17 protein-coding genes are annotated in these 16,390 nt (G+C 36.7%); 2 read left to right on the forward strand and 15 right to left on the reverse strand.

The annotated features are described in order from the left end of the window. Nucleotides 1-68: 68 nt before the first annotated feature. The 14 genes from ACO05K_RS12945 to hemA all read right to left on the reverse strand — a co-directional run bounded on the left by ACO05K_RS12945 (nucleotide 69) and on the right by hemA (nucleotide 14,426). Complete coding sequence (locus tag ACO05K_RS12945) at nucleotides 69-821, reverse strand: hypothetical protein (RefSeq protein ID WP_421944851.1); 753 nt, start codon at nucleotides 819-821, stop codon at nucleotides 69-71. Next, nucleotides 802-1,371, reverse strand: a complete 570-nt coding sequence (locus ACO05K_RS12950) for an RNA polymerase sigma factor (protein ID WP_421944852.1) — start codon at nucleotides 1,369-1,371, stop codon at nucleotides 802-804. The genes ACO05K_RS12945 and ACO05K_RS12950 overlap by 20 nt, the downstream gene beginning before the upstream one ends. Nucleotides 1,372-1,824: 453 nt before the next feature. Continuing rightward, entirely contained in the window at nucleotides 1,825-2,982 is a 1,158-nt protein-coding gene (locus ACO05K_RS12955) for a hypothetical protein (protein ID WP_421944853.1), read from the reverse strand. A 164-nt stretch (nucleotides 2,983-3,146) separates the two neighbouring features. Further along, nucleotides 3,147-3,701, reverse strand: coding sequence for a CopD family protein (locus ACO05K_RS12960; RefSeq protein WP_421944854.1), 555 nt, complete (start codon nucleotides 3,699-3,701; stop codon nucleotides 3,147-3,149). A gap of 23 nt (nucleotides 3,702-3,724) precedes the next feature. Next, entirely contained in the window at nucleotides 3,725-4,006 is a 282-nt protein-coding gene (locus tag ACO05K_RS12965) for a type II toxin-antitoxin system YafQ family toxin (RefSeq protein ID WP_421944855.1), read from the reverse strand. Continuing rightward, nucleotides 4,006-4,215 carry a hypothetical protein gene (locus tag ACO05K_RS12970; RefSeq protein ID WP_421944856.1) on the reverse strand — a complete coding sequence of 70 codons (210 nt, stop codon included), beginning with the start codon at nucleotides 4,213-4,215 and terminating at the stop codon, nucleotides 4,006-4,008. Before ACO05K_RS12970 ends, ACO05K_RS12965 begins: the two co-directional genes overlap by 1 nt. A gap of 59 nt (nucleotides 4,216-4,274) precedes the next feature. After that, nucleotides 4,275-5,300 carry a uroporphyrinogen decarboxylase gene (gene hemE / locus ACO05K_RS12975; RefSeq protein WP_421944857.1) on the reverse strand — a complete coding sequence of 342 codons (1,026 nt, stop codon included), beginning with the start codon at nucleotides 5,298-5,300 and terminating at the stop codon, nucleotides 4,275-4,277. Nucleotides 5,301-5,443: 143 nt separating this feature from the next. Next, entirely contained in the window at nucleotides 5,444-5,959 is a 516-nt protein-coding gene (locus tag ACO05K_RS12980) for a hypothetical protein (RefSeq protein ID WP_421944858.1), read from the reverse strand. Then, entirely contained in the window at nucleotides 5,959-6,663 is a 705-nt protein-coding gene (locus tag ACO05K_RS12985; protein WP_269413539.1) for a response regulator transcription factor, read from the reverse strand. The genes ACO05K_RS12980 and ACO05K_RS12985 overlap by 1 nt, the downstream gene beginning before the upstream one ends. 8 nt (nucleotides 6,664-6,671) lie before the next feature. Further along, nucleotides 6,672-7,538: a sensor histidine kinase gene (locus ACO05K_RS12990; RefSeq protein WP_421944859.1), complete on the reverse strand. Its 867-nt coding sequence runs from the start codon at nucleotides 7,536-7,538 to the stop codon at nucleotides 6,672-6,674. Nucleotides 7,539-8,067: 529 nt separating this feature from the next. Then, complete coding sequence (gene hemL, locus ACO05K_RS12995) at nucleotides 8,068-9,438, reverse strand: glutamate-1-semialdehyde 2,1-aminomutase (RefSeq protein ID WP_421944860.1); 1,371 nt, start codon at nucleotides 9,436-9,438, stop codon at nucleotides 8,068-8,070. A 97-nt stretch (nucleotides 9,439-9,535) separates the two neighbouring features. Beyond that, nucleotides 9,536-10,504 (reverse strand): porphobilinogen synthase, encoded by a 969-nt coding sequence (gene hemB / locus ACO05K_RS13000; RefSeq protein WP_421944861.1) that lies wholly within the window; start codon nucleotides 10,502-10,504, stop codon nucleotides 9,536-9,538. A 597-nt stretch (nucleotides 10,505-11,101) separates the two neighbouring features. Then, the gene (hemC, locus tag ACO05K_RS13005; protein WP_421944862.1) at nucleotides 11,102-12,682 is read right to left on the reverse strand and encodes a hydroxymethylbilane synthase; all 1,581 of its coding nucleotides are present in this window, start codon (nucleotides 12,680-12,682) and stop codon (nucleotides 11,102-11,104) included. Nucleotides 12,683-13,199: 517 nt separating this feature from the next. Beyond that, entirely contained in the window at nucleotides 13,200-14,426 is a 1,227-nt protein-coding gene (gene hemA / locus ACO05K_RS13010) for a glutamyl-tRNA reductase (RefSeq protein WP_421944863.1), read from the reverse strand. Between the two features lie 104 nt (nucleotides 14,427-14,530). Between hemA and ACO05K_RS13015 the strand changes: the two genes are divergently transcribed. After that, nucleotides 14,531-14,923: a MauE/DoxX family redox-associated membrane protein gene (locus ACO05K_RS13015; RefSeq protein WP_421944864.1), complete on the forward strand. Its 393-nt coding sequence runs from the start codon at nucleotides 14,531-14,533 to the stop codon at nucleotides 14,921-14,923. A gap of 352 nt (nucleotides 14,924-15,275) precedes the next feature. Here ACO05K_RS13015 and ACO05K_RS13020 read toward each other — a convergent pair whose 3' ends face one another. Further along, nucleotides 15,276-15,503 carry a YtxH domain-containing protein gene (locus ACO05K_RS13020; RefSeq protein WP_421944865.1) on the reverse strand — a complete coding sequence of 76 codons (228 nt, stop codon included), beginning with the start codon at nucleotides 15,501-15,503 and terminating at the stop codon, nucleotides 15,276-15,278. 57 nt (nucleotides 15,504-15,560) lie between these two features. Between ACO05K_RS13020 and ACO05K_RS13025 the strand changes: the two genes are divergently transcribed. Further along, the gene (locus tag ACO05K_RS13025) at nucleotides 15,561-16,385 is read left to right on the forward strand and encodes an alpha/beta hydrolase family protein (protein ID WP_421944866.1); all 825 of its coding nucleotides are present in this window, start codon (nucleotides 15,561-15,563) and stop codon (nucleotides 16,383-16,385) included. Nucleotides 16,386-16,390 lie beyond the last annotated feature (5 nt).

The raw sequence follows: 16,390 nt of genomic DNA on the forward strand, positions 1-16,390 counted from the left end.
TTGAGTGATTGATTTTTGAAAGAGTGAATGTTACACAGCCCAATCCTTAAATCTTAATAAATCCTACTCTATTTTTTCTTTTTACCAAACTTGAAAGGGCCAATGTTTATTGAGGAGAGCGAAGAATCATCATCATCGGTACGAAACTGGATGAATTTATCTTTCCTCTTATCAACTTTGTTAACAATTAAGTTTACAACATCCCCAACATTTCTTATCCCTTTACTTTCAGCTTGATTATTTTCATTATCAACATAATCTGTTTTAACAGCTGCTGGTGTAGAAGCAATTACAGTTTCTTGTTTAGGTTGTAAAATTGCTTCCTCAATTTTAGTTTTAATGTCCTTTTGCGGGTTCTCAACTTTAACAATTACCTGTTCTTGCTTTTGCATTTCAGGTGCGGTTACAACTTTCTGTATTTCTATAGGCTTAGCATCTTCTTTTACCCTAGTTTTAGCTAAAGTCGTAACTGGTTTATCACTTACAGGTAACACTTGATTAACCTTTTCAACTGGTGTTGCAATTGAAAACGATGAATCTTGAGCTGGTTGTTCCGTTACAATTGGTGTTTCAACTTTTGGTGCCACATTGTTGGCATATTTTTTTGGCTCAGTATCTTGCTGTTGGTAAACCAAAATGCTAACTGTTGCAATTAATAAAACCGCCGCTGCAGCCAACCAATAAATTGGAATAATTCTCCTTTTCTTTGGTTCAATTTCGCTTTCAATGCTACTCCACAAATCTCTAGATGGTGTAATTTCGGCATCATCGAAAGCGTTTTTAAATAACTTATCAAAATCCTTATCCTGTATAGGTTGCATAACCAAATCCCTCCATTTTTATAATTTCTTCTTTTAAAATCGCTCGTGCTCTCGATAATTGAGATTTACTTGCGCCTTCCGAGATACCTAAAGTCTCACCTATTTCTTTGTGCGAATAACCTTCAATGGCGTACATATTGAAAACCATTCTGTAACCATCTGCCAGTTTCTGTATTACCTTCATCAAATCTTGCATACCTAATGTGCCAAAATCAAATCCGGTTGATGGTTGCTCGTAAGCTTCATCTATTTCAACCACATTTAAGCTGCGTAAATTTTTTCGGTAACTTTCAATGGCCGTGTTCACCATAACTCTCCTAATCCAGCCTTCAGAAGAACCATCACCTCTGTACTCCTTAATCTTTTGAAAAACTTTAATGTACCCCATTTGCAATACATCTTCGGCTTCCATTCTATCTTTGGCGTAGCGCATGCAAACAGCCAGCATTTTCGATGCAGTTTGCTTATAAAGCAGCTCCTGCATCTTCCGGTCGCCAGCTTTGCAGCCCTCCATCAAATCGTTTATCGTATAGCTTCGCGTCAATTTCATTGTGTGTTTGTATATAGAAGATGGCAGATTACGAACAATGGTTGCATGAGGTAGTAGAAAAAGTTAAATAAAAGTTAAAATTTTTTTTTAACACCTGATTATCAATAAGATAATGTTTAAATAAATTTCAAGAAAGATATAGATTTTTGATATGCAAAGCAATGGCAGAAGCTTTTTTGAAGTGTTGGTCCTCCCCAACAATGTTGGAGATTACAATCTTTTGCAAACCTATAAGGTTTTAAAAACCTTATAGGTTTAAGCAAAAGTATTTCCACTCCTATCGGGTTCAAGTTTCGGCCGTCATTGCGAGGCATGAAGCAATCTTACAACTACGGGTTAGTATCTTTCGCTTTAAGACTGCTTCGTACCTCGCAATGACGGTTTTGTTGTAGATTTTTATTGAGTTGACGGTCTTATAATACAATTAATTCTTTCGCTTTAGCCTTTCAGCTTTTACCTTTCTGCTTTCTTAGCCTTAAACAATCTAAAATCCTGTTTATATGTCAAGAAAAACGAATGATTAAACTGCAGCTGTTTATCCGTATTGTCTAAATCAATATGCGGCTCAAAACGAACATCAAGATACAAATGCGGAATTAATTCCTTTTGGTAAGCATAACGCAGCGATACAATGTTTCTACCGCTTTGCTTTAAACCATTGGTGTATAAATTACTCGAAACCGATTCATACAAAGGCATACCTTTAATGGAAATAAAGTTATTCCCTTTCCAATAAGAAGCAACCAGACTACCCCATTTACTTTCAACTCCAGCATTTAACCACACACCGAAACCGCTTTGAAAAGCTCTGCGTTTATCAGGAGATAAATCTTTATAGACTGCGATATAGTTATCGGTGTAAACTTGTTTAATGTTTGTACCAATTTCTTTATGTAATTTCAATCCAGCGGCACCATTAAAAACCGTACTAATCGGAATCTCTTTTAACACATCAATTTGTCCGCCTTGGTGGAAAGCCAAAAACTGTGCAGGGAAGCTAAACTTCCAGCCATTGTTTTCCGCAATCGTTGTTTCAGTAGATAAACCACCAACAATTTCTTCTTTAGCAGCCTCGCCTTTTTCTATCATTTTCTGCCATGCAATCCAGGCATCTAAATTAAATCTCTTGCGTTCAACCAATAACTGCGTTCCATATTCAATTGGATTGGTTAATGTTCGTTCAAAATTATAAATTGGTTCGATATATTTATGCTGAATACCACCTTCCAGACTACCAAAAATTAAGGTTAAATTTCTTTTATGATATTTTAGGCTAAATAATGGCTTGGCATCCGTAATACCATTTCTTCCAAAATCTTTACGAATAAAAGCACCAGCCGTAATCGCTAAATTAGGATGCGCATAATACACAATCTGAGGTTGCAACTGCGTTCCATACAAAGTATAACCATCATGAAAATCATTGGTGTATTCGTAATTCCGAACGAAGTTTAGGTTGTAAAAGTTAAAATGAATCTCGTCAGTTAAACTGCTATCCGGACGAATTCTATTCTCAAGAGCCGATTGATTAAACTGAGCCGAAGCAATGTAAGTTGTGAAGAGAAAGGATATAAATAGTAAGGCTTTTTTCAAACCTGTGGATGTAAACATGTGTTTGGATTTTATCGGCCAAATTTAGAATAGTTTTTCGGTAAAGTATAAAGTAGCGGGTATCAAGTATTAAGAACAGATTGCAAGTTTACGATAGATTAACAATATGCTTGATACAATCGCTTTCAACTTATTTTTTGGTCTTTCAGCTTTACACTCCAAGCTTACTTTTTCAACCGATAATTCTTATACAGTTTAACGGCAATCATAATCGCCATCGCGACGCCCATTATGCCAATTAAACCATAAATCCAGTTTAATGCATTTTTTAGAATAACCACAAAAACGATTGCAATCATAAAAATGGTAGCCAACTCACGCCACAAACGCAACTGAAAGCTTGTCATTTTGAATTGACCATTTTTAAGCTGTTTTACGATATTTTGGCAAATGAAATGATAGATTAACAATCCGACAACGAAACCAAGCTTAACATGCATCCAATCGGCTTGTAGCAAACCAGAGTGCAAAGTAAGCATAGAAACACCAGCCAAAACTGAAATTATCATTGCAGGAGTAGCAATGATTTTCCATAAAGTGGCCTCCATTTTCGTAAACTGTTTTATCAGAATACTTTTTTCAGGCTCTGGTTTTTCATTAGCTTCTGTATGGTAAATAAAAAGACTTAAAATATAAAATAACCCAGCCATCCAGCTAATAACAAATACGATGTGCACCGCAAGAAAGTAGTAGTAATATGGCTGTAGGGTTTCTATCATTATATGAAGAGCAAATCTTTGAGTTAAAATAAGTCAGAATGAGTACCTAACCTCAGTAAAATAATCTCGTTTTCTTCAGTTATTTCAAACCAAATAATTAACAAATCAGGTTTAATGTGTGCCTCCCAATTATCTTTATAATTTCCAGTGAGTTTATGTGGAAGATGTTTCTTTTCTATACCAATTGCCCCCTCTACTTTAAGTTTTTCCAGAAAATTTTCTAGTAAAAATAAATTTTTAGACGCTCTTTTGATTACTCGTTTTGCATCCTTTTTAAACTGATGGGTAGGCTTTAAAGTAAACATTATAAAGAACCCAAAAATGATTTCACATCCTCAATAGGTTCTCCAACTCCAATTCCTTTATGCGCATCTTCAATCGTTTTACGGGTAAGTTCATTTGGAACTCGAACTTTCTTTACATTTTTTTTGTGAATAGTAACACCAAGTTCTTTTAATAGGCTTTTTACTAATGAACTTTTGTTTTCAGGAATATCGATAGTTAATGTTTCCATACTCAAATATAATCAATATTAAATGGCGTTCAAAGTTTCCTTTAGGGGATTTAGGGGGGTTAATACCTAAACTCCTTTACTACATCAATCGCATACTTCACATTATCAAAAGGAATATCTGGCATAATACCATGACCTAAATTGAAGATAAAACCTTCAGTACCACGCATGCGCTCAAATAATTTATGAATTTGTGCTTTAATCACAGCCTTGTCAGCATATAAAATATGTGGGTCTAAATTTCCCTGAACCGCAATGCCTTTTGGCAAAGCGTTTTTAATGTTCAACAAATCAGCATTCCAATCAACCGAAATTACATCTGGTCTAGCTTCTGCCATAATTGGCGCAAAAACCGAACTTCCTTTACAGAAAGAAATTACAGGAATATCTTTTCTGTTTAAGTTTGCAATAATTTCCTGAATATAACGGTGTGAGAATTCCTGATAATCGTTCCAAGATAATGCCAACGCCCAGCTATCAAAAATTTGAAGTGCATTAACACCAGCAGCAATTTGAAGATTTAAATAATCGGCCGTTACTTTAGCAATTTTAGCCAAAAGTTTGTGCGCTAATTCAGGTTGATTATGTATAAAAAGCTTCGTTAACTTAAAATCTTTAGAAGAACCGCCCTCAATTAAATAACTCATTACCGTAAAAGGTGCCCCAGCGAAACCAATTAATGGAATGCGACCGTTTAAGCGTTGTTGAATTACTTTAATCGCATCCGCAACATATTGCAATTCATCTAAACAATCAACGTTCAGGTTTTCAATATCTTGCGCATTACGCACAGGGTTTGCAAACTTCGGACCAACGCCTTGAGTAAAACTCAAATCGCCACCCATCGCCTCGCCAGTTACTAAAATATCACAGAATAGAATAGCCGCATCAATATCCAACAAATCAACAGGAAGCATCGTTACATCAGCAGCAATTTCTGGAGTTTTACACATCTCTAAAAAAGAGTATTTGTTTTTAATCTCCCAATATTGTGGCATAAAACGACCTGCCTGACGCATCATCCAAACTGGTGGACGTTCTGTTTGTTTTGAAAATGCTGCGTCTAAAAATAAATTATTCTTCATGATTTGTTGTTGTATCTTACTAATCGTCAAAGCATGACGAACAGTCTAAAATTTGAATTCCGCAAAGGTATAAATAAAAAAAAAACGAAGTACCTTTTTATTACTAAACGGGTGCTTCGTTTCTCAAAATGACAATATTAGTATTATAATTTGCCTATTTCCTTCTCTATCTTAACAATAATATCTTTCGAACGCTCGGTATCAGCAAGTTCTTTTGCGATTTTAGTATAAGCCTCGGCTTTTTCTTTATCCTTTTTCCGCAAAGCGAGATTAGCCAAATGAATCAGCACGTAACCTTTCTGCGTTTTACCACCAACCGGAAAACGGCTTGCCAATTGAAAATGATATTCCGCCTTATCCCAGTTCTCTTCTTTTAAAGCAATATTACCTTGCATAAATTCGTAATAACCTCTGCGGCTTTTGGCTAATCTTTCCGGACTAGCAACCTCATCAAGCAAAGCTTTAGCTTTTACAAATTCGTTATTCTTGAAATGCTTAGATGCCATTAAAACCGAACTGTGCTTTAAATGGCTCCAAATTACAAAACCTAATAAAAAGGCTGCCAATGCAGCCAACTGGTATTGTTCGTAATAACTACAAACTAATGCGGCTATTATAAAAACAGCCATCAAAGCATATCTGCCTTTGTTGTTATACATTAATGAATATCAGTAAATTTATAACCAACACCACGAATCGAGTGGAAGTAAACTGGGTTTTTTTGATCTGGCTCGAAATACTTACGGAACGTTAAAATAAAGTTATCAATCGTTCTTGTAGATGGATAAACATCATAATTCCAAACCGTTTCTAAAATCTGCTCACGAGAAACCGCATCATTTTTACGCTCAATTAAAAGCTTCAACAACATTGTTTCTTTTTTCGTTAATGGTGTAATTGTGCCATCATCGTGTTTCAATTCGAAAGAGTTAAAATAGATTGTTTTATCTCCGATTTTGTAAGAATTTAGTTCTTTTAAATCATCTGATTTTAAACTACGTTTAACTAAAATTCCAACACGAAGAATTAATTCCTCTAAGTTGAAAGGTTTAACCAAATAATCATCAGCTCCTTTTTTCAAACCTAAAACACGGTCTTCTGATGTATTTTTAGCAGTTAAAAACATAATAGGAACTTCTGCATTCTCTAAACGAATTGTTTCACAAACTTGGAAACCATCCATTTCAGGCAACATAACATCTAAAACGATTAGGTTAAAACGTTCCTCTTTAAATACTTTAAGAGCAGTTTTACCATCTTTAACGGCGTGAACTTTATAACCCTCAAGTTCGAGGTTTAATTTGATAGCATCTAACAAGTGATCCTCGTCTTCTACCAATAGAATTCTTAATTTTTGTGACATAATTGAGATTAACTAAATGTTACTTCAAAAATACTTCCTTGAGGCAAATTGTCTTTTACTACAATATCTGCATCATGGTACTGTAAAACCTCTTTCACAATAAACAAGCCTAAACCTGTTCCTTTCGCTTTCCTGACATTCTCATTACCAACGCGGTAAAACTTATCAAATATCAACATTTTTTCGGCATCTGAAATTCCCGGTCCTTTATCTATCACACTTAATCGAATATGCCCATCAACCTGGTCTAAAAGCACATTTATCTCATCACACGGGCTAGAATATTTAACCGCATTTTCAATCAAATTAGTAACAACTGACGATAAGGCAAACTTGTCACCCATTAACTGCAAATTTGGCTGAATTTGCGCATTTATCAATTGTTCGTTACCACAAGAATGTACCTGCAATCTATCTGTAATTCTATAAACCAATTCCGAAAAGTTAAAATCTTCTTTTGGAAACGAGTAAGAACGGTTTTCAATCTTTGTCGCCAAAAGCATGTTTTCTACCAAATCATCCAAGCGCTCAATATCTTTCAAAGAATTATTCAACAAAGAAACCTGACGAGCCTTATCTAAATCTCTTTTAACAATGGTTTGGATAGAAAGTTTTATAGCTGCCAATGGCGATTTCAATTCATGCGTAATCGACATTAAAAAATTCTGCTGTTGTTCAGTAAATTTTTCATCTCGTTTTAGCGCTTGATGCAGAAAATAGCCACCAATACAAAGCAGAAATAAAAACACCGAACCCTCTCCCATAATCATCGTCATGCGGCTTGGCTGCAAACGCACCACCAAAGTACCCCAAGAAATGAGCTGGATTAAAGCATAAAGCAATAATGCGTAAAATATGATAATCGATTTCTTCATCTGTCTTTACAAGGATTTTAATGATTTAAGGATTTTAAGATTTATTCCTTAATTGCTAAATTATATTATTTGAAAAGCAATTTTCTGTTCATTTTGGTTATTTCAGTCCTCCCCAACATTTTTGGTGATTGCAATCTTTTTTCAACCTCTGTCATTCGCTCCATTTCCGTCATTGCGAGGAGGAACGACGTGGCAATCTTTTTCGGTAAACATCAAAAAAAGTATTTCCACTTCTCCCGATAGCTATCGGGACGGGTTTAAGAAGCTTCAGCTTCTGAAAGAATCTTAAATCCTCCCCCTGCCCCCTCCAAAGGGGGATACCCCTCAGAGTTATTTATACTCTCATCATTGCGAGGCACAAAGCAATCCTACAACAATCGCTATTTTAAACCCAAAGCTTTAAGATTGCTTCGTACCTCGCAATGACGCTCAGGTACTGAGCTTATATTTTCTTAAATGCCTATATCATTCAAAAACTAAACTCATACCACTCTGTGAAAACCTCTATGTTCTCTGTGGTTAAAAACCGTTATTTCTTAAACACCAAATCCAACGCCTCAAAAATCGCTCTCTTCGCTTTCTCTAATTCTATTTTGGTATGTGCTGAAGATACAAAACCAACCTCATATCCCGATGGGCCTAAATAAATCCCACGGTTTAGCAATTCACGGTGCATCACTTTAAATTTCTCCATGCTGCCCGCATCAATATCATCAGCCGATTGAATTTTATCCTTATCGGTAAAAGCAAACCAGAAAATAGAACCAACCGTAAACACTTTAAACTTATAATTTCTGGCCGTAGCAAAACGCTGAATGCTGGCTACAAAATCCTGAGTTTTATTATTTAAATCCTTATAAAAGCTAGATTTATTTAATTCTGTTAAAGTTGCAATCCCTGCAGCCATTGCTACTGGGTTTCCAGATAAAGTTCCTGCCTGGTAAACACCACCATCAGGTGAGATATGCGCCATAATTTCAGCTCTTGCACCATACATCCCAACTGGCAAACCACCACCGATGATTTTTCCGTACGTTACAATATCAGGGGTAATGCCATAATATGCAGCCGCACCCTCAAAACCAACACGGAAACCTGTAATCACTTCATCAAAAATTAAAAGCGAATTGTTCTCCGTGCAGATTTTACGCAAGAAATGAATGTATTCTTCATCCTGCATAATTAAACCATTATTTGCTGGAATCCCCTCAATAATTACCGCAGCAATCTGGTCTTTAAATTGAGCGAAAGCCTGTTCAATAGCCGTTTTATCATTTAAAGGAATTACAATCGTTTCTTCAGCAAAAGATTTTGGAACACCAGCCGAAGAAGTTTCACCAAAAGTTACTAAACCCGAACCTGCTTTTACCAAAAGCGAATCGCTATGACCGTGGTAACAACCCTCGAATTTTAATATCTTATCTCTGCCCGTAAAACCTCTGGCCAAACGAATTGCCGACATTACTGCTTCTGTACCAGAACTCGTGAAACGAATTTTCTCTACAAAGCGATTGTTTTTAATAATCAATTCTGCCAGTTGATTTTCCAGAGCAGTTGGCGCACCGAAACTCATTCCGTTTTGCATCACTTCAGTAACTTTCTCACGGATTTTAGTGTTATTGTGTCCTAAAATCAGCGGACCCCAACTTCCACAGAAATCAATAAATTGGTTTCCATCGGCATCCCAAATGTAGCAACCATCGCCTTTCTCAATAAAAAGTGGCGTACCATAAACTGACTTGAAAGCCCTAACCGGCGAGTTTACCCCACCAGGGAAATAAGTTTTTGACTTCTCATACAACTCCGCAGATTTAACCCTCGAAATATCAGGTTTACTTCCCGTATTCACTGGAATATCGGCCTCATTGCCTGAAAACATTTTCTTTAATGAATCTAACATTTTTATTAAGCTTAAAGCTGAAAGACTAAGGCTCAAAGCAAAAAGTAAAGCGCTACAACGTGGCTTTGGTCTTTCTGCTTTAAGCTTTCAGCTCAAATTACATCCAGTCGTTATTTAAAATATCTTTAATATGGTAAGTGGTGATAATGCTTGCTCCTGCTCTGGCAAAGGCATGCATGGTTTCCATAACCACTTTTTGTTCGTCAATCCAGCCACGTTGTGCAGCAGCTTTAACCATCGAGTATTCGCCCGAAACATTATAAACTGCGATAGGCAAATTGGTATCTTGTTTTAACCGCTGTATAATATCAAGATAAGCTAATCCTGGTTTTACCATTAACACATCTGCACCCTCCTGCTCATCTAATTGCGCTTCACGTAGAGCTTCCAAAGGGTTTCTAAAATCCATTTGGTAGGCCTTTCGGTCGCCTTTACTTGGTGCACAATCTGCAGCTTCCCTAAACGGACCATAATAAGCAGATGCAAACTTCGTGGCATGACTCATAATAGCCGCATTTACGAAACCATTTTCATCCAATAGATTACGCATCGCTTCGATTCTGCCGTCCATCATATCCGATGGCGCAAACATATCAGCGCCAGCTTGTGCATGCGTTAAAGCCATTTTCGCAATCACATCTACCGTTTTATCATTTTGAACATAATCGTTCTCCATAATTCCACAATGACCGTGATTGGTGTAAGAACAAACACAAACATCGGTAACTACGTACAAATCCTCACCAAATTGTTTCTTCAACTCACGAACCGCTGTTGGTACTAACGAATGGTCGTGATAAGCAGATTTTGCATCAGCCGATTTTTCATCGCCCACACCAAAAAGCATGATTTTATTCAGGCCTTTTTTCATTCCGGCATCCACATCCTTCACCAAAGTATCAACCGAATAATGGTTTACGCCTGGCATGGCATCAATTGCATGCGTAACATTCGTTCCTGGCACCACAAAATACGGGTACACAAACATATCTTTCGATAGTCGGGTTTCGGCTACCATCTCTCTAACCAACGGGTTTTTCCTTAATCTTCGCGGACGATGTAACATTTTTTTAGTATCAAGTATTTAGTATCAAGTATCGAAACTTGAGTATTGTATTATTTTTTGTAGCGCCATGGTTCGTGTCTTCACGAAACATTAACTAATATTTTTCTGAAAAGCAGTTTCAATAATGCTTCGGTTACAACAGTCCCGCTTTTCGTTGCAATCTTTTTTTTTAACTTCTGTCATGCTGAGGAACGAAGCATCTGTTTCATCGGTTGCAGATGCTTCGTGCCTCAGCATGACAAATTATTCAGGGTTGCTGCTCAAAAAGTATTTCCACTTCAATCGGGTTTAGAGAAACTTCTGCTTTTACAAGAAACTCAAAAACCACCCCCAACCCCTCCTTGAAAATAAGGAGGGGAGTTCCCCTCAGAGTTTTATAACCAGGCAATAGCCGCCCATCATTTACCTCTTTTAGAGGGGTGTCCGCAGGACGGCATGTATCTTTATATCTCGGTAAACTTCTATCTTTAAATCTCTTCGCTTTAAGATTGCTTCGTACCTCGCAATGACGATTTGGTCTTGCTTTTTGCTTTAGTCTTTTAGCTTTAGTCTTTCTGCTTCCAAACCCTACACCCTAAAACTTTAAACCCTAAACCTCTACCTAATCTCAATCCCAAAAACTGCTTCTGCTAATCCAATTTCATCAGGCGAATATGGTAAAGCATACTTCACGCCCATTTCGTCGAATTTTTTACCTGTAGAATTACCAATCGCAATCACTTGCTGACCAGGTTCCAATAAATTATCAGCGAAATAAGCATCAACGTTCGATGGACTGGTAAAAATCAGCACATCTGCATAACTCTGGTCGATATTTTCTTCAATAACCGTTTCGTAAATTGGTAAATCTATAATTTTTGCATCTGCTGGTAACGACTTCTGAATCGACTGTAACGAGTCTTGCGCTCTTGGGAATAAAACATTTTTCCCAGAAACTAATTTCGCAAAATCTTCAGCGACTTCGGCAATATCGCCACTGGTGCCAACAAAATCAGCGAAATGATTAAACTTACGCAAAGCATCTTCAGAGCCTCTACCTACCACACCAAATTGTGTTTTCTTTGGCAATTGTGGTTTTAAGTTGAAAAAATATTCTACACTATTTCTGCTACTGAAGAAAATCCAATCGATATTTTTTAAAATGAATTGGTCTAAAACAGTAACAATCGGGAACGTACGAATTAGCGAACGGCCCTCGATTTCTATATTATTACTTTCTAAAGCTTTACGGAAATAACTGTGTTCACCAATTTCGCGGGAGATGAAAACCTTTGCTGGCTTCTTTCTTTCTTTATCAAATTTAGCAACGATTTTTTCTGCCAAACCCTCTGTAGTCTCCGAACGTAAAAACAAACGTTCAGGAAAATCTTCTGCAGTTTCCGCTTTGGAAGTCCACACTTCGAAAAAGCCATCTTCTTTTTTGCAGTAACAGCCTAAAGGCATGTGACAACCACCCTCAAAAATATTCAACACTTTACGTTCAACACCAACTTCTTCAGCTGTTGCCGGGTCGTGAAGTTTTTGTAAAGCTTCAAAAAGTTCATTATCATTTTCTCTGATTTGAATCGCTAAAGCACCTTGAGCAGGAGCAGGAACAAATTCAGTTGGTTCTAATTCTTCAACATGAAATTCGCTTACATCTAAACCCAAACGCTTAATGCCTGCTTTTGCCAGCATAATGGCATCGTAATCTTCATCACGAAGTTTTTGAATACGGGTTGGAACGTTTCCGCGTAAATCTTCAATTTCTAAATCAGAACGTAAACCCAAAAGCTGTGCTTTTCTTCTGTTTGATGAAGTACCTACCATTGCTCCTTTTTTTAAGGAAAGCTTTTGCGAAACATCAACACAATCCTTTAAAATTAAAAGATATTCTGTTGCTTCTTCGCGAGGTGGAATTGCAGCAATCGTTAAACCCGCAGGATGAGTTGTTGGCAAATCTTTAAGGCAATGTACCGCTAAATCGATTGTGCCAGCCAAAAGTTCTTCTTCCAGTTCTTTGGTAAAAAAACCTTTTCCTTCTAATTTATCTAAACGTAAATTCAGGATTTTATCGCCCTGCGTTTTGATGATTTTAATTTCTGCCTCAATTCCGATAGCCGCTAATTCACTTTGAATGTGGTTAGCCTGCCATAATGCAAGTTCGCTACCGCGTGTTCCGATGGTTAATTTCTTCACTGTGTTGTTAAATGATTTGCAAATCTAACTAAATACGGCTTTATCTAGTAAATTGTTTAAAAATGAGACAGTGAGGTTACAGTTCGGAGTGGAAAGCTTAAAGTTTAAAGTCTGGAAAGCTTTATAATATTAAGGGGATTTTTGTGCGATTTGCAATTCCCCTCGTTTGGAAGGGTGCCCGCAGGGCGGGGTGGTTTTGAGCATATTGCACAAACAGAGGCTCTTTTAAACCCGTCCCGATAGCTATCGGGAGAAGTGGAAATACTTTTTGATGGTTAACGAAAAAAGATTGACACGAAGTTCCTCCTTGCAATGACGGAAATGGTGCAGACTTGCAATCGCAAAAAGATTGTAACGAAAAGCAGGACTGAACCCACCGAAAAGCACAGAGAATTGCTTTTCAATTAATCGAACCACTAAGAAAATAAGAATAATTAAGCCTATGAATATTAATTAACCACCGCTTTAAGATTGCTTCGTGCCTCGCAATGACGACAGTATAAAAAATGGTTATCCCCTAAGATTCTTTAACCAAAATCTCTTTGGCCATAATCATCGGAACGCTGATACATTTTTTCTCCATGTAGTTCATTACTCGCTCCAAAACCTCACGAGATGCATCGTCCATCTGACTAATTTCGTCGGCGAACACACCATTTAAGGCCGTATTTTTGATTTCTTTAATCTTGCGGGGCACCTCTTGCATAGCCAATTCGATACGGCGTTGCTTTAAAACTGTGAAAAACTCTGCAATATTTGCTGTTATAATATCTTCGGCGTGAACCAATTCGTTGTAACGCTCCTGAATATTTTTGCGGGCAACTTCTTTTAAAGATTCTACCTCGATGTAGTGAACCGGGTTATTGTGAATAACAGCTGGGGCAACATCGTTTGGAATTGCTAAATCGACAATTACCTTTTTGCCAGTATCGCCATTAAGCAATTTTGCGTAAAGTTTTTCATCAATAATTGCCTCTGTAGAACCCGTACAGGTAATAATTACATCGAAACCTTCGGTAAAATTCTCTAAAGCACTTAAGTGATAAGCTTTACCGTTTAATTCTTCTGCCAAAGTTTCGGCTTTAGAAAGCGTACGGTTAAAGATTGAGAAGTTTGAGTATTTATGTTTGTTAAGGTATTTTGCAATGTTCTGGTTGGTTTCGCCGGCACCGATAATTAAAACACGTGAGTTGCCACACATATTTAATTCTTTAAGTTTGCGATAAGCTAATGAAACAACAGAGACCGGGTTTTTTGAAATATTGGTGTTTGTATAAACTTCTTTCGCCGTTTTCACCACTCTATCCATTATCATACGTAAATAATCGCCAGTAAAACCTGCATCACGGCAGTTCTCGTAAGCTTTACGTATTTGAGCTAGGATTTCTTTTTCGCCAACAACCAAACTTTCTAAAGAACAAGAAGTTCTTAGTAAATGATTAAAAGCTTCTTCATTTTCGAAAACAGTAACATTATCAAGGAAGCGCTCCATAAACTCAGGAGGCAAACCCATATCTAGAACAGTTAAAAATTTAGTTACAAATTCTTTGTCGGTCTTTTCTTTGGTAAGGAAAACAAACTCTACACGATTACAAGTACCGATGTAAAAAATTTCGCTAACGGGAAGTTCCGTTTGAATATTCTTCAACCTGCTATCAAGACTTTGATCGCAAATAACTAATTTCCCTAAAGATTTCAGGTCGATGTGGTGATGCGTAAAAGCTATTACTTTTAAATATTCCAAGTGATTCCGTTGTTAACTATTATCGGGATACAAAAGTAACAGGCTTAGTGCATGTCACCGTCATTAATCTGTAATTTACATCAATTTAGAACGGTTTTAAATAAATGCAAAACACTGACAATACATCCTTAGCTTTCAAAATTTCTCTATGGATTTATGCCCTATTCTACATTGCAGCTGGCTTTAATCATTTTTTATCTACCCAAGGTTATTACGCAATTATGCCAGAATGGTTGCCCGCACACAAATTTTTAATTTACTTATCGGGCATTTCAGAAATTACTTTTGGCATTATGTTGCTTTTTTCGCCAACCCGAAAGCTTGGAGCATGGCTAATTATTTTAATGCTTTTAGCCTTTATGCCTGTGCATATTTATATGATTCAGAAAGCACCTTTTATGCTAAAATCAATTGAAATTACGCCACTAATTGCATGGATTCGGATTCCTTTTCAGGCATTTTTTATTTGGTGGGCGTGGGTTTATACCAAAAAATAAAAATTATTTGAAAAGCAATTGCAGTGAGTTTGCTTAATGTTAGTCCCGCTTTTCGTTTAAATCTTTTTGTTAACTTCTGTCATTCTGCTCCATTTCCCTAATTGCGAGGAGGAACGACGTGGCAATCTTTTTCTAAAACCACCAAAAAGTATTTCCACTATTATCGGGTTTAGAGAACTTCTGTTTGTGCAAGAAACACAAAACCACCCCACCCTGCGGGCACCCCTCCAAAGGAGGGGAATGGCATATCGCAAAACTACTTTTCGAATTTTACCTTCATCAAGTAAAATTCCCTTAAAATAAAAAAACAGGTAAAATTAAAATTCCACCTGTCTTCAATTTGGTTATTAAACTATTTTTTTTCTTCTTCTTTTGAGGTTAAGTCTTCCCATTTTTCCTCAGCCTGGTCTTTTAAATCCTCAGCTTTTTCTTTGGTTTCTTCCCAAATATCTTCTGCTTTATCTTTAATATCCTCAAATGTATCTTCAGCTTTTTCTTTAAATTCGTTAAATTTATCCTTTAAATTATCAAAAAATCCGTTTTCTGATTCAGGGTTTGGGGTTTGGTTTTCTGTAGCCATAATAATTATTTTATAAAAATCAGGCAAACACTATTCCATAACATCTGTTAAAATATTATGATTAAACAAAACGAATTTAGCCTTAGTGGTTCGGATGGAAAATTAATAATTGGCGACATTACCTTTGATGAGCATAATCCAAATACGCCGATTGTACTATTTGTACACGGTTTTAAAGGTTTTAAAGATTGGGGTGCACATAATTTAGTTGCCCGCTATTTTGCTGCAAACGGTTACCGCTACATCAAGTTTAATTTATCGTACAGCGGCGTTCCGGCAAATAATCCTAAAGATGTAAGTGATTTAGAAGCTTTTGCCGGCAATACATTTTCGAAAGAACTTTTTGATGTAAATGCAGTGTTGGATTATATAGAAAAAGCTTACGGTAGAGAAACTGAAGTGAATATAATTGGCCATAGTCGTGGTGGTGGTTTAGCTATTATTGAAGCTGCAAATGATTTACGAATTAATAAATTAATTACCTGGAGTTCTATCTCGAGTTTCGATAGCCTTTGGAAAAAAGAGCAGGAAGCCGAATGGAAAAGTACAGGAAAAATCTATGTAACCAATGCCAGAACTAAAGAACAACTGCCTTTAAATGTTGCCTTATTAGAGGATTTTGAAAAAAATGCAGAAACCTTAAACATAGTTGAAGCAGCAAAACGCATAAATATTCCTTGGTTAATTGTTCAAGGTGATGATGATGTGAATGTTCCTTTTGAAAATGCTCAAACCCTGGCTAATGCCAACCCTAACAGCCGACTTGTTAAAATTGAGGGCGCAAATCATGTTTATGGTGCCTCGCATCCTTATGGAAATGAAACTTTGCCTCCACTTTTGTTTAAAGTTTGCGAGAAGGTTTTGATGTTTTTGGGGGAGTAGAAACT

Source organism: Pedobacter sp., assembly GCF_965227205.1.
Lineage (GTDB): Bacteria > Bacteroidota > Bacteroidia > Sphingobacteriales > Sphingobacteriaceae > Pedobacter.

Coding starts and splice junctions, on each gene's coding strand:
- ACO05K_RS12945 (WP_421944851.1), bottom strand. CDS start 821: ATGCAACCTATACAGGATAAGGATTTTGATAAGTTATTTAAAAACGCT.
- ACO05K_RS12950 (WP_421944852.1), bottom strand. CDS start 1,371: ATGAAATTGACGCGAAGCTATACGATAAACGATTTGATGGAGGGCTGC.
- ACO05K_RS12955 (WP_421944853.1), bottom strand. CDS start 2,982: ATGTTTACATCCACAGGTTTGAAAAAAGCCTTACTATTTATATCCTTT.
- ACO05K_RS12960 (WP_421944854.1), bottom strand. CDS start 3,701: ATGATAGAAACCCTACAGCCATATTACTACTACTTTCTTGCGGTGCAC.
- ACO05K_RS12965 (WP_421944855.1), bottom strand. CDS start 4,006: ATGTTTACTTTAAAGCCTACCCATCAGTTTAAAAAGGATGCAAAACGA.
- ACO05K_RS12970 (WP_421944856.1), bottom strand. CDS start 4,215: ATGGAAACATTAACTATCGATATTCCTGAAAACAAAAGTTCATTAGTA.
- hemE (WP_421944857.1), bottom strand. CDS start 5,300: ATGAAGAATAATTTATTTTTAGACGCAGCATTTTCAAAACAAACAGAA.
- ACO05K_RS12980 (WP_421944858.1), bottom strand. CDS start 5,959: ATGTATAACAACAAAGGCAGATATGCTTTGATGGCTGTTTTTATAATA.
- ACO05K_RS12985 (WP_269413539.1), bottom strand. CDS start 6,663: ATGTCACAAAAATTAAGAATTCTATTGGTAGAAGACGAGGATCACTTG.
- ACO05K_RS12990 (WP_421944859.1), bottom strand. CDS start 7,538: ATGAAGAAATCGATTATCATATTTTACGCATTATTGCTTTATGCTTTA.
- hemL (WP_421944860.1), bottom strand. CDS start 9,438: ATGTTAGATTCATTAAAGAAAATGTTTTCAGGCAATGAGGCCGATATT.
- hemB (WP_421944861.1), bottom strand. CDS start 10,504: ATGTTACATCGTCCGCGAAGATTAAGGAAAAACCCGTTGGTTAGAGAG.
- ACO05K_RS13015 (WP_421944864.1), top strand. CDS start 14,531: ATGCAAAACACTGACAATACATCCTTAGCTTTCAAAATTTCTCTATGG.
- ACO05K_RS13020 (WP_421944865.1), bottom strand. CDS start 15,503: ATGGCTACAGAAAACCAAACCCCAAACCCTGAATCAGAAAACGGATTT.
- ACO05K_RS13025 (WP_421944866.1), top strand. CDS start 15,561: ATGATTAAACAAAACGAATTTAGCCTTAGTGGTTCGGATGGAAAATTA.